Consider the following 24575-nt stretch of genomic DNA (forward strand, 5'->3'; position numbering starts at 1 on the left):
CCTGAGCCTGTCGAAGGGCGCAAACAGTCAGCCCAAGTTCAGACGAATCGTGCTACACACAAGATCAACGCGGGGTGCGTTAACTGAGGAAGAAGGCCATGAAGACGCTTGCGATCTGCGCGACACTCGCTGTCGCTTCGCTGCTCGCCATGCCTGCCGCCGAGGCCCGCACCAAGCTGACCGGTGAGCAACAGCTCGCCAAGATGCTGGACGGGCGCGAAGCCGGCAAGCCGGTGAGTTGCATCCCCTATTCACAGACCCAGAACACGACCGTGATCGACAAGACCGCGATCGTCTACCGGGTCGGCAGTACACTTTATGTCAACCGGCCGACCAACGTGGATCGGCTGGACGATGACGATGTCATGGTGACCAGGCTGTACACCTCGCAGCTGTGCCGCCTCGACACCGTGCAACTGCATGACCGCAATGCCAATTTCATGTGGAATGGCTTCGTCGGCCTGCAGGATTTCGTCCCTTACAAGAAGGTCGCATCGGCCAACTGAGCCTGAGCGGTCGCACGAAGAAGGCGGTCGGGGATTTCCCCGACCGTTTTCTTCGTTTTTGCTGCATCGCAGCGACTATCCGAACGGGTTAGCCACTCCGATACGGTTGTCCTGCCCCGCCAAGTCTGAAAACCTCCTCATGTACCGAGATCAAATCGATCTCGTCACCGTGGAGGATTCGGGCCGTGCAGGACCCCACCCACCCGCAGGCCCTGACGCCTCTCAGGCGCGCGGCCGTCTACGCAAGCGTCATCCTGACCCTCGTGGGCATAGTCGATGCCTTGCACAATATCCCGGTGGTATCCGGCTGCGCCTTCTACGGCGACTGCGAGAGGGAATCCTTCCGCGATCCTCCCGGTAAACTCGGCAAGGATGTCCCGTGAGCGGCGAGGCGCCGGCGCTGGTCGTCTACGATGGCGAGTGCATCTTCTGCCAGAACTACGTGCGCATGCTCAGGCTGCGCGACAGCGTCGGCCCCGTCGAACTCGTCGATGCGCGCAGCGACGACCCGCGCGTGGCCGCGATCGCGGCGCAAGGCTTCGACCTCGACCACGGCATGGTCTTCTCCTACCGCGAGCGGATTTATCACGGCTCCGACGCTGTGCATGCGCTGGCGCTGCTGGCATCGCCCTCCAGCCTGTTCAACCGCATGAACGCCCTGCTTTTTTCCCGCCCCGCCATTGCCCGGCTCAGCTATCCCTGGCTGAAGGCGGGGCGAAGGGCGACCCTGTGGCTGCGCGGGCGCAAGCGCATCGCACAGTCCCCTGCCGCCGGGGACTGACCGGCACTAACGACACCGAGGGGAAACTTATGTCGTCGGCACCAGGCACTCCGCTTTTCCGCCCGATCGCGTGGCGCAGCCTATCGCAGGGCGCAGCAATGCCCACATTCGACGGCCTGACCGCCGTAGCCCCTTGCTGGGGCGTCGCGGCACTGTTCAGCATCGTCGGCGATCCCTGGGGCCTGACCGGGCGCGAAGGCGCGCTCTACATGCTGCTGGCATGGTCGGTCGTGGCCACCAGCGTGATGACGATCCTGTTCCCGCGCAAGACTTACGCCTTCGTCGCCCTCGCCGCCTGCACAGTGCTGCTCTACGCACTGCGTCTGCCCGTCGCATCCAACAACAAGACGATCACCACGATGTTCGACTTGTGCATCCTGCTCAGCGGTACGGTGCTGGCCGCGCAGGGGAAACTGACCCGCGAGCGCCTTTACGAGTCCCTGCGCACCCCGGCGCGACTGATCCTCGCGACGATGTACTTCTACGGGATCTTCCATAAGATAAATACCGACTTCCTCGATCCCACCGTCAGTTGCGCGGTCGGCCTCTACAAGCCGCTGGCCGAGCCGTTCGGGCTGGAGGACAACCTCGTCGGCCGTTACCTTGCGATCTGGTCGACGTTCGTGATCGAGGGTATCGCCATCGTCGCGCTGTTCTGGAAGCGGTGGTTCGCGATCGGCCTGACCAGCGCTCTGGTGTTCCACTATATCATTCCGATCTCGGCCTACAGCTGGTACATGGACTTCTCCAGCCTCGTCTTCGCGCTCTACATGCTGACGATGCCGCGCGAGGCCAGCGCGAAGATCTACGAGATCACCTGCCGTCATGTCGTGGAGCCGCTGCGCAGCCTGTTCGGCCGCATCGGCATTCTGGCGCCGATAGCCGCGCTTCTGGCGATCGCCACGCTGGTCGTGCTGCTGCTGGCGCTCGCGAACCCGGGCCGCCCCGCGCTCATGCTGCTGCACTCAATCTTCATCCTGACCTGGGCAGTGGTCGGCGGCGTGGCCATGACCGCGATGATCTACGCAGCGATGCTGTACCTGCCCTATCGCGGAGGAACCGCCGGTCGCAGTCCTTATGCTGCATGGAACTGGATCGTCCCGGTACTCTACTTCGTCAGTTGCCTGTCACCCTACCTCGGGCTCAAGACCGAAAGTTCGATCAACATGTTCAGCAACCTGCACACAGAAGGCGGCACCACCAACCACCTGCTGTTCTCGCGCCCGCCCTATCTGTTCGACTACCAGCGGGACGTGGTGCAGGTCGTCGCCTCGTCAAGCCCCTCGCTCACCCGCACGGCGAACGAGGGCCGGATGAACGTGCTGTTCTCGATCGAGGAATTCCTGCGCCGTCATCCCGACCAGTGGGTAACCTATATTCACGACGGCCAGTTGATCGAGCAGGCGACGGCCGCCAGCCTGACGCTGGAATCCGCGACCTGGCTCGAACGCAAGCTGCTCATCTTCAAGCAGGTCGACCCCAACCGGCCCAAGGTCTGCACGCACTAGGACCGGTCAGGAAGCCGACCCCCAGCCCATCGGACCGGGCTTGCCGCTTACTCCCACTCGATTATTTCCTAGAATTCTAACCAATTGATTTTTAGGGAAAAAATATTTCTCACCCAAAGCTATACCGTCAGCGACACCGACAAAGAACAGCGCTTTTGAAATCATTGGACTTTTTGGCCATATGCCAAATTCAATGGTTTCGCCATCTATCGCCGACGACGGAATTGCAGGGTCCAAACTGCTCGTCCCCAGCGTCATTCGCCGTTTCTACGCCAGGTTACTCTGGCCGGCATTCGCGCCTCTCTGGCCTATACCGTCATAGGCATTTTTTGCCAATCGGGCGACGGACCAATCGGCTCAGTTCCCTATAGAAAAATTGTAATCTTCGTGCTACACATTTCTCCGGTCTGTAGTGCGAAGGTAGCAAATGCCGACACCCCATAATCCGCCAGCCGCGGTGAGGCGCGCGCTGCGCAAGCTTGGCGCGGACATCCATGATGCCCGTCGCCGTCGTCGGCTGCCGATGGCAGTTGTGGCCGAGCGAGCCTTCACGTCGCGTTCGACGCTCCAAAAGATCGAGGCGGGCGATACCAATGTCAGCATCGGTATCTATGCCGGCGTCCTTCAGGCGCTCGGTCTCCTGGAAGGATTGAGCCAGATCGCCGATATCGGCAACGACAGCGTCGGCCAGGCATTGGCCAGCGCCGATTTGCCGAAGCACGCCCACCCGAAGCGGCCGACCGGAGCGTCGCGCGATGGCTGATTTCGAGGTTCATCTCGACCTTCATGGCCACACGCGCCCAATCGGGTTGGCGCGGGGCAATCGCGTCCGTGGCGCCGAGACCATCATGTTCGAATATGATCGCGGCTGGCTTGAGGACCCGGATCGCTTCTCGCTTGAGCCGGCTCTGGCCCTGACGCGCGGGGCATTCGCGCCACCCGCTGGTCTGGCGACCTTCGGCTCTATCGGCGATTCCGCGCCCGACACCTGGGGACGCCGCCTCATGCAACGCTCGGAGCGGCGCAGCGCCGAGCGCGATGGCCGCCCCGTACGCAGTCTGGCCGAAAGCGATTATCTGCTCGGCGTCGCCGACGAGACCCGACTTGGCGCGCTTCGCTTCCGTTGGGTCGGCGAAGAACAATTCCAAGCGCCGATCCGCGCCGGCGTGCCCGCCCTGATCGAACTCGGCCGACTGCTTCAGATCACCGAACGCATTCTGCGCGATGAGGAAACCGACGAAGACCTCCAGCTCATCTTCGCGCCCGGCTCGTCACTTGGCGGAGCGCGGCCCAAGGCCTCGGTCGTGGACCAGCACGGTCATCTCTCCATCGCCAAGTTTCCCAAAGAGACCGACGACTACAGCATGGAGACATGGGAGGAGATCGCCCTACGACTGGCGGGCCAAGCCGGCATCGCCACGCCGCTCCACGAACTGATCGATGTCGCCGGCAAGAAGGTCATGCTGTCGCGGCGCTTCGATCGAGATGGTGCGGTCCGCATTCCCTTCCTGTCGGCGATGGCGATGATGGGAGCCAAGGATGGCGAGCGCGGCAGTTATCCGGAGATCGTCGACGCCCTGGCCGAGCATGGCGCGCAGGGGAAGACCGATGCCCACGCCCTTTATCGCCGTGTCGTCTTCAATGTGCTGATCTCAAATGTCGACGATCATCTGCGCAATCACGGCTTCCTCTGGCTGGGTAAGGCCGGATGGTCACTGTCCCCAGCGTATGACCTCAATCCCGTGCCGACCGATATCAAAGCGCGAGTGCTGACGACCAACATCGATCTCGATGAGGGCACCTGCTCGCTCGACCTTCTGGAAGAGGCCTCGGAGTTCTTCGCCCTCACGTTGGCGCAGGCTCGCACGGTCATCAAGGACGTGGCGACCGTGACCTCAACTTGGCGCGAAACTGCAAAGGCGGTCGGCGCGAGACCGGCTGAGATAAACCGCATGGCCAGCGCCTTCGAGCATGACGACCTCAAGCGGGCGCTGGCCCTATGACGAGAACCTTCCTTCACAGCTTCGATCCACCGTCGGCCAGCCCCGTCAACGCCGCTACAGTCGACCTGGACGTGGCGGATATCGAGGACGCCGGCATTCGCGAGGTGCTTCAGACGCCGGGCGCCGCCTATGGCGCGTGGTCCAACCTCATCCGCTGGGTTGGCGACCATCTCGCCATGCAGGATGGCGAATGCAAAGATCAGCTTCACGATATCGCGCACATTGACGGCTGTGGCTGGAGCGCCGCGATCCTTCACTTTTCCCACACATCATACGGAGATCGTCCGGCGTGATCTCCGTCAGCAGCCTGTTTCGGAATGTCGGCAGAATGTCGCGCTCGTAGATGGAGCGCCGCATAGCCCGCGTGCTGTCCGCCATGCGCGATTCCTGGAACCACTTTTCGCCGAACTCGCCGAACCGCTTCGCCTCCTTCAGTCGACGCTTGTCTTGTTGCTTCTCTTGAGCAGGCGACCGCCCCTCAGAAATGGCCCGCTTCGCGTCGATTAGCTTCTCGCGAGCCCTGGCTAGCGAAAGGGCGTCGGGACCATATCGACCGAGCGTCAGCGTCTCGCGCCGTCCGTTGAGCCGGTAGTCGCAGCGGAATACGATGGTCCCTGACGGCTGGACCACGACTTACATACCGTCACGATCGCTCACCTTGTACAATTTTTTCTGTTATTTCAGTGCCTTAATAGAAGTGTTGGTAAGCATGAGAGCCTCCAATTCTGTCCAAACAACAGCAGAGAGGCGCCAATTATACCGTCAGGCCAAAACAGGCGTCGCTGGAAGCGATTTTATCTCGTAATTTCAAATATTTATGGTCAAAAACTATACCGTCAGCAGCTCTCTTAGCCCTGACGGTATAGGTAAACCCCTAACCGAACAAGTTCCCCCATACCGTCCGCTATACCGTCAAATCGGAGCATTGCCCCTCGATAGACGACGATAGATGATGATATTTTTATCGTTTTTTCTCATACGGTTAGATCGCAACATGGCGTGCAATCGGATACCGCCAGAGGGGTAAAAATCATTCCCACTCGATCGTGCCGGGCGGCTTCGAGGTGTAATCGTAGACCACGCGGTTGATGCCCTTGACCTCGTTGATGATGCGGGTCGCGACGCGGCTGAGGAAGGCCGCGTCGAAGGGGTAGATATCCGCCGTCATGCCGTCGGTCGAAGTGACCGCGCGCAGGCCGCAGACGCTGTCGTAAGTACGACCGTCGCCCATCACGCCCACCGTCTTGACCGGCAGCAGCACCGCAAAGGCCTGCCAGATCGCGTCGTAGAGACCGGCGTTGCGAATCTCCTCGAGGTAGACCGCGTCCGCCTTGCGCAGGATGTCGCAGCGCTCGCGGCTGACTTCGCCGGGGATGCGGATGGCAAGACCCGGGCCGGGGAACGGGTGACGACCGACGAAGACGTCGGGCAGGCCCAGTTCGCGGCCCAGTTCGCGCACTTCGTCCTTGAACAGTTCGCGCAGCGGCTCGACGAGCTTCATGTTCATGCGCTCGGGCAGGCCGCCGACGTTATGGTGGCTCTTGATCGTCACCGAAGGACCGCCGGTAAACGAAACGCTTTCGATCACGTCCGGATACAAGGTGCCCTGCGCCAGGAACTCGGCGCCGCCGATCTTCTTGGCCTCGTCCTCGAACACGTCGATGAAGGTCTTGCCGATGAACTTGCGCTTGGCTTCGGGGTCGGTGACGCCCTCAAGTCCGTTGAGGAACAGCGTCGAGGCATCGACGTGGACCAGCGGGATGTTGTAGTGGCCGCGGAACAGGCTGACGACCTGGTCCGCCTCGCCCATGCGCATCAGGCCGTGATCGACGAACACGCACGTGAGCTGGTCGCCGATCGCCTCGTGGATCAGCACTGCCGCAACGGCGGAATCGACGCCGCCCGAAAGGCCGCAGATCACCCGGCCCTCGCCCACCTGCGCGCGGATTTCCTCGATCTTGGTCTTGCGAAATTCGGCCATCGTCCAGTCACCGGTCAGACCGCAGACATGGCGCACGAAGTTCTTGAGCAGCTTGCCGCCGTCGGGCGTGTGCACGACCTCGGGGTGGAACTGCATCGCGTAGATGCGCTTCTCGTCGTTGGCGATCACCGCGAAAGGCGCGCCTGCGCTCGATGCGACCGGGCGGAAGCCGGGAGCGAGGCTGGTCACCTTGTCGCCGTGGCTCATCCAGACCTGATGCTTCTCGCCGACCTTCCACAGGCCGTTGAACAGAGCGCACTCATCGCCGATCTCGATGAAGGCGCGGCCGAACTCGCCCCCATCGCCGCCGGTCACTTCACCGCCCATCTGATGCATCAGCGACTGCTGGCCGTAGCAGATACCCAGGATCGGGCGGCCGCTCTCGAGGATCACGTCGGGGATGCGAGGACCGTTCTCATCCAGCACCGAGGCGGGCGAGCCGGAGAGGATTACGCCCACCGGGTTCATGCGGCGGAACGCCTCCTCAGCGGCGTTGAACGGGGCGATCTCGGAATAGACGCCGGCCTCGCGCACGCGCCGGGCAATCAGCTGCGTCACCTGGCTGCCGAAGTCGACGATCAGAACGGATTCGGTGGGCTGGATATTCATGGCGAGCCACTAGTCGCGCGCGGGTTGGCTGTCCAGCCCCCGAAACGCGGCAGATGACGCATCATTACTGCGCCAGGCAACCCGTCAGGGCAGTTTTCCATTTCTTTGCGTAGGCTCCGCGATTTTGAGTTCGCATTGCAGCATTTAGCGTCGCACCGATAATTGCCTATTTTTTAGGCAATCCACTAAAGACTGCTGAAGGCTTGCCGGAGGCCCACGTCAGTCAGATCGACACAGCGATAACAGCAACAGGAGAAAACCGGTCATTTTCGGCGATGACTTGAGCGCAATGCACGCCGAATCGAGCCTCTGTTGCAAGACATGCAACATAACTTGCCCCTTTTGAATTTGCGCAAAATTTGTGCATCGCTATTTGCCGCATCGCAGCAAGAGGCGCCGGAACGCTTCCTGCCGCACGCAAGGCGGAGCGCCGGAACGCTCCGCATATGCGATGAAACGATAAGAATGTTTGCAGGAGCTTTATTATGACCCTCGTGCACCGCACGTTCGGGTTCGCTGCCGCGCTGGGCACCAGCGCGCTGGCGTTCGCGCTTACCCTCGCCTGATTTTCCAGGCGCCGGTGGCGTTACCCTGAATTACCCATGAGAAGGGCGGCCCCAGGGCCGCCTTTTTTCGTACCAACGTCATGCTGCCATCTTCACAGGCATGGTCACGCCGCCACGCGAAGAAAGCATTGCCTTGCGGCCAGTATCCGGCAAGCGCCATGCGGGCAGATCCAGCAGCCAGTCCGCCGCTCCCGTCCGCAACAACGCACCATGTGCCACCAGGCACGCTGTCACGATCAGCGGCACAGCCAGGAGCGGATAGACTGCTCCTGCCCAGACACTGGTGAGGATAGGCGTAGCGCAGCGCTCGAGGAGGAAGGCCAGCCCGGGCATCATCAGGAAGTGCATGAGGTAGATCGGCAGGGTTCGCTTGGCGAGCCAGGAGGCAGGCGCGATCAGCGCCGAACTCCGACGCACCAAGAGCATGCAAAGCATCGCACCGGCCGCTACCGCCAGAATATCCACCGGCAGCAGAAACGTGTCGGACTTCAAAGCCACGGCCGCCCCGACAAGGTACGCCCCGCCCAGTACCAATACGCGCGAAGCCGTTGCGCGCTCGACGAACGCCAGGACCTGGTCCTTCATGCGCACACCAGCGACAAAGAAAATCGCACAGCGCAGCATCTTGGGCTGATGTGCGGACAGGTGCCCTTCGAACATAGTCCCCAGCACTGACAGCACTGCACAGAGCAGCAGCGCCGCCCAGACCGGCAGCGGCAAAGTGATCCTGGTCAGCAGGTAATACATGCCCAGCGCCAACAGGTACCATGACATGCGGGTCAGAAGCAGCACGGGCAGGAGGCGGTTATCCGCCGTCCATTCAAACCAGGACGCGGCCGGGTCCATCGGCACCAGGACCTGGTAAATCACGCCCCAGGCGAAGTAGAGGTAGAGCGGCCTCACCAACCGGCTGCGCTGCGTATCGAGGCGCGGCCGCATGACCGACTCAGAAGCGAGAATCCCGGAGACAAGAAAGAACAGGGGCATACGCACCGGCCGGATGAAACCGTTCAAGACATGCCAAGCCGCCGCCAGTTCCACATTGTTCGCCCATGGCATCAACGCAACCTGCTCACCCAGATGCATCATCACCACCAGCAAAATACATCCCGCCTTGGCAAAATTGGGCCAGACAAGGTCCCTCTGGGAAACGTCCGTAATCATGCGCTCTAACCCCCTGTTCAGAGCAGGAAGCTAAGGAGATATATTTATTCCGACGTTAATCATTAGAAGCCGCAGACAAGTAACAATCAATTGCACTGGCGAAGACATCAGAATTACAGATATTTAATTCTGGTAGACGGGCGTCACCCCCCACGCATGTCGTTCCCGCCGCCTGCCTGCATCGCTTCGCCGCAGCCTCGCCGAACCACTGTCGCACCCTTGTGGAAAACCCCGGCCTCAGAGCCGGTTTCGCTTGGGTTTACCCCCCTCAGACCCTATATGCTCGCCATGGCCAGCAATCCCGAAAACAAGAACCAGAACTCCTACGGTGCCGATTCGATCAAGGTCCTCAAGGGCCTCGACGCGGTCCGCAAGCGCCCCGGCATGTACATCGGCGATACCGATGACGGCTCGGGCCTGCACCACATGGTGTTCGAGGTTTCGGACAATGCCATCGACGAGGCGCTCGCCGGTCACTGCGACCTGGTGCTGATCGAACTCAATCCCGACGGCTCGGTTTCAGTCGAGGATAACGGCCGCGGCATTCCCACCGGCATTCACGCCGAGGAAGGGGTTTCCGCTGCCGAGGTCATCATGACCCAGCTGCACGCGGGCGGAAAGTTCGAGAACACCTCGGACGACAATGCCTACAAGGTCTCGGGCGGCCTTCACGGCGTCGGCGTTTCGGTGGTGAACGCGCTGTCGGAATGGCTGGAGCTGACGATCTGGCGCGAGGGCCAGGAGCACTGGATGAAGTTCGCGCACGGCGATGCCGTGGCACCGCTGGTGGTCAAGGGCCCCGCCCCCAAGGCCGAACAGAACCCGGACGATAACGGCTTCAAGAAGGGCACGCGCGTGACCTTCCTCGCCTCGACCGACACGTTCAAGAACGTCACCGAGTTCGACTTCGACAAGCTGGAGCACCGCTACCGCGAACTGGCGTTCCTCAATTCAGGCGTGCGCATCAAGCTGCGCGACAAGCGCCACGAAGAGGTCAAGGAGCACGATCTGTTCTACGAAGGCGGCATCGCGGCCTTCGTGAAGTATCTCGACCGCAACAAGACCGCGCTCTTGGCCGAGCCGATCGCGATCTCGTCCGAGCGCGACGGCATCGGCATCGACGTCGCGCTGGAGTGGAACGATTCGTACTACGAGAACGTCCTGTGCTTCACCAACAACATCCCGCAGCGTGACGGCGGCACCCACCTTGCCGCCTTCCGCGCAGCGCTGACCCGCACGCTCAACAACTATTCCGAGAAGTCGGGCCTGCTCAAGAAGGAGAAGGTCTCGCTGACGGGCGACGACATGCGCGAGGGTCTGACCGCGATCGTCTCGGTCAAGCTGCCCGATCCTAAATTCTCCTCGCAGACCAAGGACAAGCTGGTCTCCTCCGAAGTGCGCCAGCCCCTGGAAAGCCTGATGGCGGACCGCATGAACGACTGGCTGGAGGAGAACCCCGCCCATGCCAAGTCGATCGTCCAGAAGATCATCGACGCCGCCGCCGCCCGCGAAGCCGCCAAGCGTGCCCGCGAACTGACCCGCCGCAAGGGCGCGATGGACATCGCCAGCCTGCCCGGCAAGCTGGCCGACTGCCAGGAGCGCGATCCCTCGCTGTGCGAACTGTTCCTGGTCGAGGGCGATTCGGCAGGTGGCTCCGCCAAGCAGGGGCGTGACCGCAAGACCCAGGCGATCCTGCCGCTCAAGGGCAAGATCCTCAACGTCGAGCGTGCGCGGTTCGACCGCATCATCTCGTCCAAGGAAGTCGGCACGCTGATCCAGGCGATGGGCACCGGCATCCGCGACGATTTCACGCTCGACAAGCTGCGCTACCACAAGATCGTCATCATGACCGACGCAGACGTCGACGGTGCGCACATCCGCACCCTGCTGCTGACGTTCTTCCACCGCCAGATGCCCGACATCATCCGCGCCGGGCACCTCTTCATCGCCCAGCCGCCGCTCTACAAGGTGTCGAAGGGTCGCTCGGAGGTCTACCTCAAGGACGGTGCCCACCTCGACCGCTATCTGGTCGAGGCCGGCCTCAACGGCCGCGTGCTCGAAACCTCGGGCGGCGCGCGTCTCGGGCCTGACCTCGAAGCGCTGGTCGAGCACGCGATCCGCATGCGCAACCTGATGGCCTTCGTGCCACGCCGCTACGACCCCGTCATCATCGAGGCACTGGGCCTCGCCGGCGTGTTCGAGCCCGACCTGTCGATCGAGGCCCGCAGCGCCGCCCTCACCCGCACCGCGGCATGGCTCGATCGCGGCGACACCGAGGCCCGCTGGTCGGCCCGCCTGTCCGAAGACGGCACCGTCGAGGTCGAACGCCTGTGGCGCGGCGTCACCGATCACCACAAGATCGAAGGCAGCTTCCTCTCCAGCGCCGAGGCCCGCAAGCTCGCCCGCCTCGCCGCCGAGAACGCCGAAGTCTACGCCGGTACCGCGCGCCTGGTGCGCGCCAGCGCAGCCGAGGCAGAGCCCGAGGCGACCGTGGATGCAGACGGCGAGGACGAACCCGTCGTCGCTGCCCGCCCGACCCAGGGCGCGGACGTCATCACCCGTCCCAGCCAGCTCCTCGCGCTGGTGCTTGCCGCCGGTCGCAAGGGCCTGTCGATCGCCCGCTACAAGGGTCTGGGCGAGATGAACGCGGACCAGCTCTGGGAAACCACGCTGGACCCTGAAAACCGCGTGCTGCTGCAGGTCAAGGTCGAGGACGCCGACGTGACGGACGAGATCTTCACCCGCCTAATGGGCGATATCGTCGAACCGCGCCGTGACTTCATCCAGGAAAACGCACTCAACGTCGCCAACCTCGACGTTTGATCCACGCACGGCGTTGATAATCAGAAAGGGCGGGAGCGCACTGGATGCACTCCCGCCCTTTTGCGTGGGCGCTCTTGTCTTGCGCGCTTGCTGAGGCATCATGCTGCAACTGCACAGCTGGAGCCGCCCATGCCCGACACGCTTCCCCTTTCGCTTGACGACGACCTGAAGCACGACCTCGTCACCCGCGGCTACGACCGGCGCAGCTTCGGACGGATCGCCGTGCTGCTCGGCGGCGGGGTCGCGGCGGCGCAGGTCATGCCAGGCTTTGGGCCTGCCTTCGCGCAAGTGCCCAAGGCCGCGACAGGGACCGTCCGGATCGGCGCCAACGAGTGCTGGACCGGCCCCTTCCCCGCCGGGGTGCAGGCCGCGATGAAGGCGGTCACGCAAGGCAACCGCTACGAACCCGACGGCGAGATCCAGAAGCTGCGCGACACCGTCGCGATGGTCGAACGGGTGCCTGCAGATCGCGTCGTCGCCTGGCCGGGCTCGAGCGATCCGCTCGCCCGCATCGCCGTCACGTTTGCGTCCCCTACACGCGGGATCGTCACCGCCGACCCGACCTTCGAGCCGATCTGGCAGGTGGGCGAATGGCTGGGGGCCAAGGTGTCGAAAGTCCCGCTCACACCGACCAACGGTCATGACGTGCGCGCGATGCTCTCCGCCGATCCGAACGCGGGGCTCTACTATATCTGCACGCCCAACAACCCCACCGGCACGCTGACCCCGCTTGCCGACATCGAGTGGCTGCTCGCCGCCAAGCCCAAGGACGCGGTGGTGCTGGTGGACGAAGCCTATCTCCACTTCGCCGGCGCCCCCAGCGCGATGCCGCTTGCCGCGACGCGCAGCGACGTGATCGTGATGCGGTCGTTCTCCAAGCTGTTCGGGATGGCGGGCATGCGCCTTGGCCTGACGGTGGCCGATCCTGCGCTGCACAAGCGGATGATGCGCTACGACGGCGATCTGGTGACGATGATGCTGCCGATCACGGCCGTCGCCTGCGGGACCGCCTCACTGACGCAGACGGGCGAGATCGCCGCACGGCGGAGCCAGATGGAGGCCGCGCGCGAGGAAACGCTGGCGAACGTCGCGAAACGGGGCCTGAAGGTTCTGCCGGGCAGCCGCGCCAATATGTTCCTTCTCGAATGGAACGACCGTTCGCCCAAACAGATGAGCGAGGCGTTTCTGGCGCAGGGCGTACAGATCGGCCGCTCATGGAGCGCCTATCCGCGGATGTCGCGGATCACCGTGGGTTCGGCCGAGGACATGGCGAAGTTTCGGCTGGCACTGGACCGTATCCTAACTGGGTGAGCTAACGCGTATCATCTCCGCCGAACGGGAACAGCCAGCCAGCATGGCCATTGGGTGTGGCCACGCCTGGTATCATCACGGTGCCGCCCTCACACGCAGACTGGATCATTTCGCTGGTGCGGCATAATGCCGCTGGATCAAGCGGATTGTCGCTGCGGGCAAGAAGGATCGCTTGCGATGGCCAGCGACATTCATTTCAAGAATGGCTGGGTGATGCGGGCGCCGCTCCATGCCGGTGGCGCTCAGCGCATCATGGCGACGCAACGGAATGCCGGCCAGGAAATCGTTGGTTTGCTGAGATCACGATGGCGCGCCGTTCCTATCCGGCTGGGCCAAGGGTGCTGGTCGCAAACCGCTCTTCGCGAACGGAAGGCCCGGCCATCGATAATGAGCCGGCCAGAGCGGCCGATCCTGCGATCTCGCGCCTCAGTGCGGCAAGCGCGGCTGAGAGGACAGGGGATTACTGCAAGAGAGCTACACTCAAGGCCGATATGGGCACTGAATGTTCGGAATTTCATCACGCATCAGCTGAACGCGCGCCTTGCGGGAGCGATGCGATGGGTCACGAAACAGTCGGAGCATGTCCTGCTCGTCACGTCGAAGCCAGAACTCCAATCCGGTCGAGGGGTCAAATCCCGCGCACGTGGCCAATCGCAGCCCCACACTATCCGCGCGATCCTCCATCCGCCTGCGTTCCGCAAGACTTCCCGCCGTCCCGTCGTGGTAGATGACATGGCCCAATTCATGCCCGGCGACCAAAGCCAGTTCATCGTCGTTAACGGCAAATGCGATCAGCTTGCTGGATATCGCGACGTTACTGCCGTCAGAAAACGCGGTGATCCCCTCACCGGTCTTGATCACGAAGCGCGCTGCGCAAGTCAGTTGCGGCTGGATGTGAACCTCGAAGGCGTTACCGTCACGGCGCAATCCGAGCTGGATCACCTTCGCTACAGGCTGCTGTGCCAAGCGCTGTTCTATCTCATCGGCGATCAGCGCAGCGTCAGGTGAAGCGGCGATTATCGCGCCAGCTGTTTCACCATTGACGGCCAGCAATTCGTCACCCACGCGGACACCCGCAAGGTCCGCAGGGCCACCTTTGACCACGGCAGCGATCTGGGGCTTATCATTCATGCTCAGCAGCTGCGAGACGGCCGGCCGGTCACTTTCGGAATAAGCGCCGATGTAGTCGAGGCTCATTCCGGTACCGGCGACCTTGCTGGAGCACAAATCCACAGCGGCCAGATTCAGTCTGTAGCCAACCGTGGTCAGTTTCGCCATTTGGACCCGCAAGGCGACGGGCCAGGGTTCGCTCGGCGGCGCCGCGAAAACCGATGGGCTCGATAGCGCCCCTGCTGCAAGAGGCAGCAGGACGAGGGCCCATCGGCAAACCTGATGTTGCAACCGCCTCGGTGCAGCGACAGCGGTGCGATGCACCATGGAACTTCGAATGCCGGTGTTCATAAATCTCATTTTTACCGCAATAAGCTTACCGCCAGAAATGATAGCGCCCTTGCCGCATTGCGAGAAACCGCAATTGGCAAAGCAGATACGGGCCACCCCTGCAATGGCTCGTGCCAGCGGCTTTCAAACGACCTTTTCCATTGGGCGACGTGGGCACACCTCGCATCTTGCTTCGCAAAGCACTCTGCCATCAAGCATCGCGTATCATCAGAAGCGAGCGGCCGCGTGCGGCCAGAACCACGAAAATTCGGCCCAGACCGCTTAAGGAGGAAAAACGGGTCAGTACCGCTGTAATTCCGCCCCACTTCACATTTGCACCGGGGCAGCAAACGGGCACGGGAACATGAACCTGGATCGCCTGGTTTCATTCCTGCCGGGGCTCGGATCGCGATGAGAGGTGTCGTTCGGTGCAGCCGGTATTGTCGCTGCCGAAGCGGTATCGCGGCAATGGCAACGCGGGCGCCCGTTCACGGCAGCAAGGTCAGAACCAGCGGTGATACGCCCTCGATGTACCATTTGACGGCAATGATCGCCGCCGCTGCGCTGCTTGCGTTGACGGCAAACCGGAGTTTGCTGGCACGGCGACCGCGATCATCGGCGCTGATCTCCATCACCGCGGCCATTGTCACGAAAATCACGACCTGCCAGCGCGTTTCAACATACTGGAACGTCGCGCGCGCGGCTGCCCCGCAAAGGGCGAATGCAATCGCCGTAACGAAAAAGCGCATTGATGATAGTAATTGCTGCACCGCGGCATTCTAGGAACTATGGGCCGGATACGCAACGCCGCTTATCGCGTCGCAGGCGATGGCCGCCCTATTGATAGCACCAAAACATTTACACCGATCGATCATGTTTGACGGGACGCTCGTCGCTTTCTGGACCACAAAATCCGGCGCAGACATTGCGCGCTGTTGCGGTGCCAGCGAGGCGAGCAAGGCACCGCTAGTCCCGTTGGCTGAAAGCGCCAAACGTCACCGGGACGGCCAGCAGGAACGGCAGCTCGGGGGAGGCAATGCGCGATTCGCTTCCGTTCTCATGAATCAGCACGACCCGTCCGACCCCAGGTGTGGCGACCACCGCCGATACGGTATCAACCCACTGATGAAGAACCTCGCGAACCCGGGCCAACGCCTCAGCTTCGCGGGTTGTCGTGCCGGAAGCTTCCAGTTCAGCCTCGAGGTCGACGATACGGCTGGTAGCAGCATCGATACGGTCGGCGTCGTTCGGATCAGTCATCGCAGCTCTCCTTGCGTCTCAGCCTTAGGAGCCCGGCGGCGCGCCCGACAAGCAAAGGGACGGCCCCATCGCTGCGGCGTTGATCTCATACGCCGCTCGAAGCGCGGATTGATCGGCCGGGGTCGCACCCTGGGCAGTTGCGCCCTGCAGCGCTGACGTGCAGGCTTCACATATGGCGAAGCAAAAACTGGAAAAGCTCCGCCCGCGCAGTGTCACCGCACCAGTTCTGGCATTAACGCTTATAGCGGGCCGCATCAGCGGCCGTGCCATGCTGAATTGATCCAGCATGCTCACGGATGCAGCGCCGCTCGGCGGCCCATTCCCGCTCGCCAGGCATGCCTTTTACAGCGGGTTATCCAGCTGGATGATCGCCTCGTCGCTGGCACGCTGGGTGGTCTTGAGCTGGCGCGCGGCCTTGAAGCTGGCGAGCACCGGCGCGTCACGCTCGTAGATGTCGTTGAACGCCTGCAGCGTCCCGTCGATCGAACGGGCGAAGGTGAAGTAGGTGAGATAGACCGGGAAGGTCCGGGTCATCGCCACTTTCTTGTACTCGCCCGCGCGCGACAGTTCGGCGGCATCGGTGCCGGACATGCCGGCGCCCAGGATTGCCATCGTCATGCCCAGTTCCACCGCGCGCTCGGTGCGGATGCAGCCGTGGCTGAAGGCACGCACGTCGGAGTTGAAGTAGGACTTCGCGGGCGTGTCGTGCAGGTAGATCGCATGCGGGTTAGGCATGTCGATCTTCATGAGGCCAAGCGCATTGCTGGGACCGGGCTGCTGGACGACGGTGATCATCCCGTTCTCGGCCTTGTAGCCCTTGTAACCGTTGTTGGCGGCCCACTTCGGGTTGTTCATGACCTTGGCGCCCAGCCCTTCGCCCTTGACGATCGACTGCGGCACCGTCCAGGTCGGGTTGAACACGACCGCGCTGACCGTCTCGGCCAGCTGCGGGGTGGCGGTACGACCAGGCTTGCCCACCACCGTCTTGTAAGTGCGCAGGATCTTGTTCTTGACCACCAGGCGCAGCTGGAATTCCGGCACGTTGGTCATCAGGTAGACGGTCCCGAGATCGCGGGCGAGCCAGCGCCAGCGGTCCATGTTGGCCTGGATCAGCGCGCGGCGATCCTTCTGCGCCATCGGCGTGGCGTTGAGCGCATCCTTGAGCGCGGCATAATCCGGGTTGGTCGGCGCGAGCTTGGCGACGACACCGGCAACGTCATGGTCGGACAGCGCCTGCGCCATGATCTGCTGGGTGGGCATGGTGTCCTGGTCGGGATCGACCGCGAACCACTGGACGCGCGCAGGCATCGGCGTGCGGCCGTCGCGCAGGTCCTCGATCAGCCAGGCGAAGACGCGGCTCGCGAGCGCGTCGAGCGCATCGCCCTCACCCTTGGCGATGGCGGCCTTGAGCGCCGCGGGCTGGTAGTCGGCCGGGATCAGGCCTTCCTTGCCGATGTAGCCGATCGTGGAGAGCAGCGCCTGCGCATCCGACACAGTCCAGGGCATGACGGGCTCGGCCAGCGTCACTTCCTGCACGATGGGAGAGGAGACAGTCGGCGCCTGTACCGGCACGGCGCCCGGGGCAGAGGAGGGCTGCGCGGTCGGGACCGCTGCAGGACGCACCGGCCTCGCGGTCGCAGGAGCCGTCGGTGTCGGCATCGCGACGGTCGGCGGGAGCAGGTCCTCGGGCAACTTCTCGGTCTTGATCTTCTGCGCCTGAACCGGCTGCACGCCGACAGCCAGAAGCGTCAGCGCCGACACGACGCTGGAACCGAAGCGCTTGAAACTCACCATATTGCCTTGAAACCTGCCCGATGGAGACCTTGGGGGGAAGACGCGCGGCGCTCTCCAAGGTTGCCGCCACGCCGCATAGATGTGCCCGTTTACGCGCCATTCTTCAAGGATGCGACATGTCCCGGCGATGAATTGCTTGCGCACAACCTTGCGCCGGGCGAGAGGCGCAGGCCTTATGCGTGCCGCTTTCACCCCCAACCCGCCTGCTTTGCCCGTGCTTGCCCCGGTCCTGGCCGTGGTCGCCGGGATCGCCGCATTCAGCGTCATGGATGCCGCGATGAAGGCCGCCTCGCTGGTTCTCGGCGTCGGCACGGCGCTGCTCCTGCGCAACCTGTTCGGAACGCTGCTGACGATCCCGCTGTGGCTGGCCAAGGGCCGCCCGACGCCGACCCGCAAGGTCGCACTGTTCCACTTCCAGCGCTCTTGCGTCACCTCGGTGATGGCGGCGCTGTTCTTCTACGGCCTCGTGCGCATCCCGATGGCCGAGGGCATGGCGATTTCGTTCTTCGCGCCGATCATCGCGCTCTATTTCGCGGCGCTGCTGCTGGGCGAGACGATCCGGCCGCGCGCTATCTTCGCCGCCCTGCTCGGCCTTGTCGGCATGGTGGTGATCGGTGCTGACCGCTTCGGAGCCGGGCAGTACGGGGCCGAAGCGGTCAAGGGCACCGCCGCCATCGTGCTCTCCGCGGTATTCTATGCACTCAACCTCGTCATGCAGCGCAAGCAGGCCCTGCTCGCAGGGCCCGTGGAGATCGCGCTGTTCCAGAATCTCAATGTCACGGTGCTGTTCGCCCTGTTCGCCCCGTTCTACTGGACCATGCCCGATGCCGCGAGCCTTGCATGGACGCTGCTCGGCGCCGTGCTCGCCACCATCGCGCTGCTGTTCCTGTCCTGGGGCTATGCGCGGGCCGAGGCGCAGGTGCTCGTGCCGGTCGAGTACACCGGGTTTCTCTGGGCCACGCTCATGGGCTGGATGGTGTTCGGCGAACGCCCCGGGCTCGGGATCGTCGCAGGTGCGGCATTGATCGTGACGGGTTGCTGGATCGGCACGCGCCCCGCCCAAAACAACACCTAAGTCTAGCCTCGCGCACCCTTGACCTTGGGCCGCCGAGAGCCCACGTCCGGGACTAGAGATTTCCGCCTGTCGCACTGCAACACGACGCAGCAAATCGTGTTGTCCCCGAGGCAGGCTCTACACAAAAGGGGATAAAGCCCACCATGACACAGGTCGGACAGGACTCGCTCGGCACCCGCAGCACCATGACCGTCGGCGGCAAGACCGTCGCTTACTACTCGCTAGCCAAGGCATCCGAGAAACTGGGCGATGTTTCCCGCCTCCCCTTCTCGATGAAAGTGCTGCTCGAGAACCTGCTGCGCTTCGAGGACGGCGGCTTCACCGTCGGCACCGAGCATATCCAGGCCGTGGTGGACTGGCAGAAGAACCCCGTCACCGGCGAGGAAATCCAGTACCGCCCGGCCCGCGTTCTCCTCCAGGACTTCACTGGCGTCCCCTGCGTGGTCGATCTTGCCGCCATGCGCGATGCGATCGCCAAGCTCGGCGGCGACACCAGCAAGATCAACCCGCTGGTCCCGGTGAACCTCGTCATCGACCACTCGGTCATGGTCGATGAATTCGGCCACCCCAAGGCCTTCGAAGAGAACATGGAGATCGAGTACGCCCGCAACATGGAGCGCTACGACTTCCTCAAGTGGGGCTCCAAGTCGCTCTCCAACTTCTATGCGGTGCCGCCGGGCACCGGCATCTGCCACCAGGTCAATCTGGAGAACATCGCGAAGACCGTGTGGTCGAGCGAGGACCAGAACGGTGAACTGGTCGCCTATCCCGATACCTGCGTCGGCACCGACAGCCACACCACGATGGTCAACGGGCTCGGCGTACTGGGCTGGGGCGTCGGCGGGATCGAGGCCGAGGCCGCAATGCTCGGCCAGCCGGTGTCGATGCTGATCCCCGAAGTCGTCGGCTTCAAGTTCGTGGGCGAGCTGAAGGAAGGCGTCACCGCCACCGACCTCGTGCTCACCTGCACCTCGATGCTGCGCAAGCACGGCGTCGTCGGCCGCTTCGTCGAGTACTTCGGCCCCGGCCTCGCCTCGCTCAGCCTCGCCGACCGCGCGACGCTCGCCAACATGGCCCCCGAATACGGCGCGACCTGCGGCTTCTTCGGCATCGACGGCAAGACGCTGGACTACCTGCGCCTGACCGGCCGCGAGGAAGAGCAGATCGCCCTCGTCGAGGCTTATGCCAAGGAGCAGGGTTTCTGGATGGAGCCGGGCGCGCCCGATCCGATCTTCTCCAGCACGCTGGAGCTGGACCTGTCGACCGTCGTGCCTTCGCTCGCCGGTCCCAAGCGCCCGCAGGACTGGGTCGCCCTTCCCGAAGTGGACGACGTGTTCAACGCCGATATGGCCGCGACGTACAAGAAGACCCCGCAGCGCGTCCCCGTCGAAGGCAAGGACTTCGACATCGGTGACGGCGACGTCATGATCGCGGCGATCACCAGCTGCACCAACACCTCGAACCCGAGCGTTCTTGTGGCCGCCGGTCTCGTCGCCAAGAAAGCGGACGAGCTGGGTCTGAAGCCCAAGCCCTGGGTCAAGACCAGCCTCGCGCCGGGATCGCAGGTCGTCACCGACTATCTCAACAAGGCGGGCCTGCAGGCGCACCTCGACAACATCGGCTTCAACCTCGTCGGCTACGGCTGCACCACCTGCATCGGCAACTCCGGCCCGCTGGCCGAGCCGATCAGCAAGGCGATCAACGACAACGGCCTCGTCGCCAGCGCCGTGATCTCGGGCAACCGCAACTTCGAGGGCCGCGTCTCGCCCGACGTGCGCGCCAACTTCCTCGCCTCGCCGCCGCTCGTCGTCGCCTATGCGCTCAAGGGCACCGTGGTGGAGGACTTCCTCACCACCCCCATCGGCAAGAGCAAGGACGGCGTGGACGTGTTCCTCAGGGACATCTGGCCGACCAACCTCGAAGTCGCCGAGACGATGACCGCCGCCGTCGACCGCCAGATGTTCCAGGCCCGCTACGCCGACGTCTACAAGGGCGACAAGCACTGGCAGGCGATCAATGTGGTCGGCTCGGAAACCTACAAGTGGCGCGCCGGGTCCACCTACGTCGCCAACCCGCCCTACTTCGAGGGCATGGAGATGACCCCGGCCCCGGTGACCGATATCATCGAGGCCAAGCCGCTGCTGATCCTGGGCGATTCGATCACCACCGACCACATCTCTCCGGCCGGCTCGATCAAGGCCGACAGCCCGGCGGGTAAGTGGCTGATGGAGCACCAGGTCGCCAAGGCGGACTTCAACTCCTACGGCTCGCGCCGCGGCCACCACGAAGTGATGATGCGCGGCACGTTTGCCAACATCCGCATCCGCAACGAGATGGTCCCCGGCATCGAAGGCGGCATGAGCCGCTTTGGCGAGGAGCCCGGCGCGGTCTACGACGTCGCGCAGAAGTACAAGGCGCAAGGCACCCCGCTGGTGGTGATCGCCGGCAAGGAGTACGGCACCGGCTCCTCGCGCGACTGGGCGGCCAAGGGCACCAACCTGCTGGGCGTGCGCGCGGTCATCGTCGAAAGCTTCGAGCGCATCCACCGCTCCAACCTCGTCGGCATGGGCGTGCTGCCGCTGCAGTTCAAGGAGGGCGACAGCCGCCACTCGCTGGCGCTGAATGGCGACTGCGCCTTCACCATCAAGGGCGTGGCCACCCTGAAGCCGGGTCAGGACGTGGAAGTCGAGGTGACCCGTCCGGATGGCACGCAGTTCACCTTCACGGCGCTGTGCCGCATCGATACCGCCAACGAGGTCGAATACTTCAACAACGGCGGCATCCTGCAGTACGTGCTGCGCAACCTCGCCGCGAGTTGATCCGACGCGGCGCGTCGGATGCCGAAACGAAAACCCCGCCTGGCGCGATCCAGGCGGGGTTTTCTATGCTGCCTCGCAGCACCTCAAAAATAGATATCGATGTAATCCGTCAGGCTGTCACACCATTCGAATTCGCGCAGCCGGTAATACCTGCGATTCTGTGTTATCGCAAAATGCCAGATTTTCGCCTTATCGCACTGGCGTCCGGCATCGGGCGTATCGGTGATGGCGATGCGGCCCTCGAAAGTGAAATAGTCTGCGCCAATCTCGGAGATGGTGCCGTCGAGGAACAGACGCCCCGCCCCGCCCGCTTCGGCCTGTGCACCGCGCAGCTTCCAGACGCCATCGTCCTGCCGCACCACTGCCGTGCCGCGCGTGTTCCAGTCGATCCACTGCAGCGCCAGTCCCTTGTTCGCCGCTAACCGCTGCGCGCTCTTCGCGTCGAGGATGCGGGTGGGCTGCGGCGTACTTTGGGCGGAAATGGACGGACCGAGCGGGATCAGCAGGCCGGCGAGCAGAAGGGAGCGAATACGCATCGCGTGACATTACGGGGCTCAGCGCCGACATGGAAGACCTTGCGCTTGCACGCTTGGCCACGGGCGGTTCGTCGCAAGTCATTCCCGTCCGGCATTCGGGGTCAGAGGTGCACGAAGCGGCCGCTCGCGCCGATCACAAGGCACGCATCCTCGCTTCAGTTACACAGGATGGGTAACACAGTCGCTTCCGAGAAAAGCGTCCGGATTGTCGAGATCGAAAGCATCGATCGGCGATTCCTCGCCCGCAAGGTCGATCTGGTAAATCCGGTATCCTGAATCCCGAAAGAACTGGAAAATTGCTGCCGCCTTCTCGCGATTGGCCGCGGCAACATCCTTATCGATGGCTTCCCGATCGTCGCCCATATAATTCGGCAATACCTCAACGAAGCAGATCGGCCGGGCGCGTGCGATCGTTTCGGACAAGCCCCGGAATACGCTCAGTTGGGCACCTTCGACATCGACCTTGATAATGGCCGGCGCGAGCATGTTCAGATCCTGCAACGCCCCGTCCCCTTTGCGCGCCGGAACGAACTGGGGCGGCACAGTGTCAACATACCGCGCCCTCGATTGCACATCGAGCGTCCCCATTTCATCGTAAGAACCCTCCGCGTAGAACGGCAGGAGGCAATCACTGTCGCTGAGCGCAACGCCGACCACCGTCGCGTCACGAAGGGCGTTGTCCTTGATGAAAAGCTGAGCGAGCGCGCAACATGCAGACTGCGGCTCGAATCCGACATTCTCTCTGTCCGCGTCGATCGACAGGATGCGCAGCAACGTCTGCCCCTCGTTCACTCCGACATCAACGATCGGTCCAGCCTGCGAAGCCATCGCGGCGCCCAGGGCTTGGCAAGGTACGGCTCGTGCCCCATGTCGACGGCAAACTGGCTTGGAAGGTAGCCCTTCACGCGGTAGCGACGGGTACCGATGGAAACCGGACTGCCGAGTTCCCGAGCAAGGCGCGCAAAATGAAAACGCAAGCTTTGCAACTTCATCAGCTCTGATGCCGGGAAATTGTTCATCCGGCCCGCTGGATACCAGCCCTGAAAATGACCGGGTACTGGGACAATCAACCGCGCTGTTACTGCCGTTTTGCGACCGTAGCGCGGGCTCATCGCATTATCACCAGTGTGTATATTGGTGACATGATAACTGACGATGATGACCGTTGTCGTAAATCGAATGTCATCCAGTCAGCGGCTTCGCACTGCGGCGCCTGCGCGTTGCGAAGCTCCGGGACAGCAGCCTCCCTTGCGCAAGAGCGCGTCGCCAGCACGCCTTGTCAAGCTGCCGCCCAGTGCCTGATCTCCTCCGCCAGCCCACGCGGCATGTGCTGCGGCAAGTCATCCAGGGCGAAGAAGCACGCCTCAACGATTTCGCGCCCATCGGCGCGCGGCTCGCCGCGGGCGGCCCCGCGCACGACCCGCACAACATTGCGGCTGCCGTGCAGTTCCTCGGTGCTCACTGTCAGCAAGCGCGCGCCAACGAGTGCGCAGCCGGTCTCCTCCAGAGTTTCACGCACCGCAGCGGCGACCGGGTCCTCGCCGGATTTGAGGCCGCCTCCAGGCGGCATCCATTTGTCTGAGCCATAGGAATGGCGTACCAGCAGGATGCGCTCATCCGCATCGAGCGCCAGTATGCGCACCCCGTCGAGGCGCGGACGCCATACGCGCCAGACCTTCACGCGTATCGCATGCGCCGCCCGGTAGAGCGCCCGGTGCAGCGGCGCGGGCAAACGGATCAGCAGAAGCAAGTGACTTTCGCGCTAGTCGTACGCAGCAGGCGGGCGACGGGCAGGTCATGCTCCCCGGCAATCGCCGCGTCGAATACCGCGCGCTTGTCGGCACCCCGGATGACGAACACGATCTCGTCGCTATCGATGAGCGAGGGGATGGTGAGGCTCACCCGATCAAACGGCGCCTCGGGAGGGAGCGGATCGGGGGTTAGCCGACGAACCGGCAGCACATCATCGACCTGGGGGTCGGTATTAGGGAACAGCGAGGCGATATGACCATCGCCGCCCATCCCCAGCCATGCGATGGCGAAATGCGGCGGCGTCGCATCCTCGGTCAGCGGGACGATCCTCGCGCCGGCGGGCTCGAGCCGGGCGCGGATCTTGCCAACGTTGCTGGCGGGATGGTCCTCGGCAACGATGCGGTCGTCGCCCGGCCACACCGCAATGCGCGGCCACGGGAGATCCTCGGCCGCAAGCCGCTCGAAGATCGGGAAAGGCGTGGAGCCGCCCGGCGCGGTCACGGCGATCTCGGTAGATATAGCCAGCGCACTGCGCAGGCGCGCGGCGAACCAGGTGGCGATGGCAGCGTCGTCGGCGCCTTCGATCATTTCGACGTTGAGCATAGGGAGCGCCCTAGCACTCCGCCGCTCGCTGCGGAATGGGCCAA

General features: G+C 63.3%; 23 protein-coding genes and 1 pseudogene. 11 read left to right on the plus strand and 13 right to left on the minus strand.

From position 1 onward, the window contains the following. Positions 1-98: 98 nt before the first annotated feature. The 4 genes from BES08_RS11605 to BES08_RS11620 all read left to right on the plus strand — a co-directional run bounded on the left by BES08_RS11605 (position 99) and on the right by BES08_RS11620 (position 2795). Positions 99-506, plus strand: coding sequence for a hypothetical protein (locus BES08_RS11605; RefSeq protein ID WP_008827763.1), 408 nt, complete (start codon positions 99-101; stop codon positions 504-506). A 185-nt stretch (positions 507-691) separates the two neighbouring features. Further along, entirely contained in the window at positions 692-889 is a 198-nt protein-coding gene (locus BES08_RS11610; RefSeq protein WP_069708366.1) for a hypothetical protein, read from the plus strand. Beyond that, entirely contained in the window at positions 886-1287 is a 402-nt protein-coding gene (locus tag BES08_RS11615) for a thiol-disulfide oxidoreductase DCC family protein (protein ID WP_069708367.1), read from the plus strand. The genes BES08_RS11610 and BES08_RS11615 overlap by 4 nt, the downstream gene beginning before the upstream one ends. Positions 1288-1385: 98 nt before the next feature. Continuing rightward, entirely contained in the window at positions 1386-2795 is a 1410-nt protein-coding gene (locus tag BES08_RS11620; RefSeq protein ID WP_231957983.1) for a thiol-disulfide oxidoreductase, read from the plus strand. A gap of 6 nt (positions 2796-2801) precedes the next feature. On the opposite strand, the gene BES08_RS32840 is transcribed toward BES08_RS11620, so the two are convergent. Further along, complete coding sequence (locus BES08_RS32840) at positions 2802-3053, minus strand: hypothetical protein (RefSeq protein WP_155986299.1); 252 nt, start codon at positions 3051-3053, stop codon at positions 2802-2804. Positions 3054-3222: 169 nt separating this feature from the next. On the opposite strand from BES08_RS32840, the gene BES08_RS11625 reads away from it, so the two are divergent. Genes BES08_RS11625 through BES08_RS34855 form a run of 3 tightly spaced genes read left to right on the plus strand, consistent with a single transcriptional unit; the run spans position 3223 to position 5091 of the window. Then, the gene (locus tag BES08_RS11625; protein ID WP_036526853.1) at positions 3223-3558 is read left to right on the plus strand and encodes a helix-turn-helix domain-containing protein; all 336 of its coding nucleotides are present in this window, start codon (positions 3223-3225) and stop codon (positions 3556-3558) included. Next, the gene (locus BES08_RS11630) at positions 3551-4798 is read left to right on the plus strand and encodes a type II toxin-antitoxin system HipA family toxin (protein WP_069708369.1); all 1248 of its coding nucleotides are present in this window, start codon (positions 3551-3553) and stop codon (positions 4796-4798) included. Before BES08_RS11625 ends, BES08_RS11630 begins: the two co-directional genes overlap by 8 nt. Beyond that, complete coding sequence (locus BES08_RS34855; RefSeq protein WP_008827757.1) at positions 4795-5091, plus strand: hypothetical protein; 297 nt, start codon at positions 4795-4797, stop codon at positions 5089-5091. Before BES08_RS11630 ends, BES08_RS34855 begins: the two co-directional genes overlap by 4 nt. Before the next feature lie 40 nt (positions 5092-5131). Here BES08_RS34855 and BES08_RS34860 read toward each other — a convergent pair. The 3 genes and pseudogenes from BES08_RS34860 to BES08_RS11645 all read right to left on the minus strand — a co-directional run. Continuing rightward, a pseudogene (locus BES08_RS34860) lies at positions 5132-5428 on the minus strand (Arm DNA-binding domain-containing protein); the annotation flags it as partial. 400 nt (positions 5429-5828) lie between these two features. After that, the gene (gene guaA, locus BES08_RS11640; protein WP_036526850.1) at positions 5829-7388 is read right to left on the minus strand and encodes a glutamine-hydrolyzing GMP synthase; all 1560 of its coding nucleotides are present in this window, start codon (positions 7386-7388) and stop codon (positions 5829-5831) included. Positions 7389-8032: 644 nt separating this feature from the next. Next, positions 8033-9118: an acyltransferase family protein gene (locus tag BES08_RS11645; protein ID WP_069708370.1), complete on the minus strand. Its 1086-nt coding sequence runs from the start codon at positions 9116-9118 to the stop codon at positions 8033-8035. Positions 9119-9406: 288 nt separating this feature from the next. On the opposite strand from BES08_RS11645, the gene gyrB reads away from it, so the two are divergent. Both gyrB and BES08_RS11655 read left to right on the plus strand, forming a co-directional pair. Then, the gene (gene gyrB, locus BES08_RS11650; RefSeq protein ID WP_008827630.1) at positions 9407-11941 is read left to right on the plus strand and encodes a DNA topoisomerase (ATP-hydrolyzing) subunit B; all 2535 of its coding nucleotides are present in this window, start codon (positions 9407-9409) and stop codon (positions 11939-11941) included. A 129-nt stretch (positions 11942-12070) separates the two neighbouring features. Continuing rightward, positions 12071-13252, plus strand: coding sequence for a pyridoxal phosphate-dependent aminotransferase (locus BES08_RS11655; protein ID WP_069708371.1), 1182 nt, complete (start codon positions 12071-12073; stop codon positions 13250-13252). Positions 13253-13732: 480 nt separating this feature from the next. Here the strand turns inward: BES08_RS11655 and BES08_RS11660 are convergent, their stop codons facing one another. The 4 genes from BES08_RS11660 to BES08_RS11675 form a co-directional block, all read right to left on the minus strand. Continuing rightward, positions 13733-14530, minus strand: coding sequence for a M48 family metalloprotease (locus BES08_RS11660; protein ID WP_197524360.1), 798 nt, complete (start codon positions 14528-14530; stop codon positions 13733-13735). 650 nt (positions 14531-15180) lie between these two features. Next, positions 15181-15441, minus strand: a complete 261-nt coding sequence (locus BES08_RS11665) for a hypothetical protein (RefSeq protein WP_008827633.1) — start codon at positions 15439-15441, stop codon at positions 15181-15183. Between the two features lie 217 nt (positions 15442-15658). After that, positions 15659-15952 carry an MCP four helix bundle domain-containing protein gene (locus BES08_RS11670; protein WP_069708373.1) on the minus strand — a complete coding sequence of 98 codons (294 nt, stop codon included), beginning with the start codon at positions 15950-15952 and terminating at the stop codon, positions 15659-15661. Between the two features lie 342 nt (positions 15953-16294). Then, positions 16295-17746, minus strand: coding sequence for a L,D-transpeptidase family protein (locus tag BES08_RS11675; protein WP_036526845.1), 1452 nt, complete (start codon positions 17744-17746; stop codon positions 16295-16297). Positions 17747-17921: 175 nt separating this feature from the next. On the opposite strand from BES08_RS11675, the gene BES08_RS11680 reads away from it, so the two are divergent. Further along, positions 17922-18821, plus strand: coding sequence for a DMT family transporter (locus BES08_RS11680; RefSeq protein WP_069708374.1), 900 nt, complete (start codon positions 17922-17924; stop codon positions 18819-18821). A 143-nt stretch (positions 18822-18964) separates the two neighbouring features. After that, complete coding sequence (gene acnA / locus BES08_RS11685; protein ID WP_069708375.1) at positions 18965-21640, plus strand: aconitate hydratase AcnA; 2676 nt, start codon at positions 18965-18967, stop codon at positions 21638-21640. Positions 21641-21723: 83 nt separating this feature from the next. Here acnA and BES08_RS11690 read toward each other — a convergent pair whose 3' ends face one another. The 5 genes from BES08_RS11690 to BES08_RS11710 form a co-directional block, all read right to left on the minus strand. Beyond that, positions 21724-22176 (minus strand): hypothetical protein, encoded by a 453-nt coding sequence (locus BES08_RS11690; protein ID WP_069708376.1) that lies wholly within the window; start codon positions 22174-22176, stop codon positions 21724-21726. Between the two features lie 159 nt (positions 22177-22335). Further along, entirely contained in the window at positions 22336-23004 is a 669-nt protein-coding gene (locus tag BES08_RS11695; protein WP_083274653.1) for an FkbM family methyltransferase, read from the minus strand. Then, the gene (locus BES08_RS32845) at positions 22965-23288 is read right to left on the minus strand and encodes a hypothetical protein (protein WP_156799846.1); all 324 of its coding nucleotides are present in this window, start codon (positions 23286-23288) and stop codon (positions 22965-22967) included. The genes BES08_RS11695 and BES08_RS32845 overlap by 40 nt, the downstream gene beginning before the upstream one ends. Positions 23289-23455: 167 nt before the next feature. After that, entirely contained in the window at positions 23456-23926 is a 471-nt protein-coding gene (locus tag BES08_RS11705; RefSeq protein ID WP_069708379.1) for an NUDIX domain-containing protein, read from the minus strand. Beyond that, positions 23914-24531, minus strand: coding sequence for a 6-phosphogluconolactonase (locus BES08_RS11710; RefSeq protein WP_069708380.1), 618 nt, complete (start codon positions 24529-24531; stop codon positions 23914-23916). Before BES08_RS11710 ends, BES08_RS11705 begins: the two co-directional genes overlap by 13 nt. Positions 24532-24575 lie beyond the last annotated feature (44 nt).

This window comes from Novosphingobium resinovorum (assembly GCF_001742225.1).
GTDB lineage: Bacteria > Pseudomonadota > Alphaproteobacteria > Sphingomonadales > Sphingomonadaceae > Novosphingobium > Novosphingobium resinovorum_A.

Bases quoted from the DNA above. Each gene is read 5' to 3' on its own strand.
- BES08_RS11605 (WP_008827763.1), top strand. From the start codon at position 99: ATGAAGACGCTTGCGATCTGCGCGACACTCGCTGTCGCTTCGCTGCTC.
- BES08_RS32840 (WP_155986299.1), bottom strand. From the start codon at position 3,053: ATGACGCTGGGGACGAGCAGTTTGGACCCTGCAATTCCGTCGTCGGCG.
- BES08_RS11670 (WP_069708373.1), bottom strand. From the start codon at position 15,952: ATGACTGATCCGAACGACGCCGACCGTATCGATGCTGCTACCAGCCGT.
- BES08_RS11645 (WP_069708370.1), bottom strand. From the start codon at position 9,118: ATGATTACGGACGTTTCCCAGAGGGACCTTGTCTGGCCCAATTTTGCC.
- BES08_RS32845 (WP_156799846.1), bottom strand. From the start codon at position 23,288: ATGAGCCCGCGCTACGGTCGCAAAACGGCAGTAACAGCGCGGTTGATT.
- BES08_RS11710 (WP_069708380.1), bottom strand. From the start codon at position 24,531: ATGCTCAACGTCGAAATGATCGAAGGCGCCGACGACGCTGCCATCGCC.
- BES08_RS34855 (WP_008827757.1), top strand. From the start codon at position 4,795: ATGACGAGAACCTTCCTTCACAGCTTCGATCCACCGTCGGCCAGCCCC.
- BES08_RS11665 (WP_008827633.1), bottom strand. From the start codon at position 15,441: ATGCGCTTTTTCGTTACGGCGATTGCATTCGCCCTTTGCGGGGCAGCC.
- BES08_RS11680 (WP_069708374.1), top strand. From the start codon at position 17,922: ATGCGTGCCGCTTTCACCCCCAACCCGCCTGCTTTGCCCGTGCTTGCC.
- BES08_RS11660 (WP_197524360.1), bottom strand. From the start codon at position 14,530: ATGGCGAAACTGACCACGGTTGGCTACAGACTGAATCTGGCCGCTGTG.
- gyrB (WP_008827630.1), top strand. From the start codon at position 9,407: ATGGCCAGCAATCCCGAAAACAAGAACCAGAACTCCTACGGTGCCGAT.
- BES08_RS11695 (WP_083274653.1), bottom strand. From the start codon at position 23,004: ATGGCTTCGCAGGCTGGACCGATCGTTGATGTCGGAGTGAACGAGGGG.
- acnA (WP_069708375.1), top strand. From the start codon at position 18,965: ATGACACAGGTCGGACAGGACTCGCTCGGCACCCGCAGCACCATGACC.
- BES08_RS11625 (WP_036526853.1), top strand. From the start codon at position 3,223: ATGCCGACACCCCATAATCCGCCAGCCGCGGTGAGGCGCGCGCTGCGC.
- BES08_RS11675 (WP_036526845.1), bottom strand. From the start codon at position 17,746: ATGGTGAGTTTCAAGCGCTTCGGTTCCAGCGTCGTGTCGGCGCTGACG.
- BES08_RS11690 (WP_069708376.1), bottom strand. From the start codon at position 22,176: ATGCGTATTCGCTCCCTTCTGCTCGCCGGCCTGCTGATCCCGCTCGGT.
- BES08_RS11655 (WP_069708371.1), top strand. From the start codon at position 12,071: ATGCCCGACACGCTTCCCCTTTCGCTTGACGACGACCTGAAGCACGAC.
- guaA (WP_036526850.1), bottom strand. From the start codon at position 7,388: ATGAATATCCAGCCCACCGAATCCGTTCTGATCGTCGACTTCGGCAGC.
- BES08_RS11630 (WP_069708369.1), top strand. From the start codon at position 3,551: ATGGCTGATTTCGAGGTTCATCTCGACCTTCATGGCCACACGCGCCCA.
- BES08_RS11620 (WP_231957983.1), top strand. From the start codon at position 1,386: ATGCCCACATTCGACGGCCTGACCGCCGTAGCCCCTTGCTGGGGCGTC.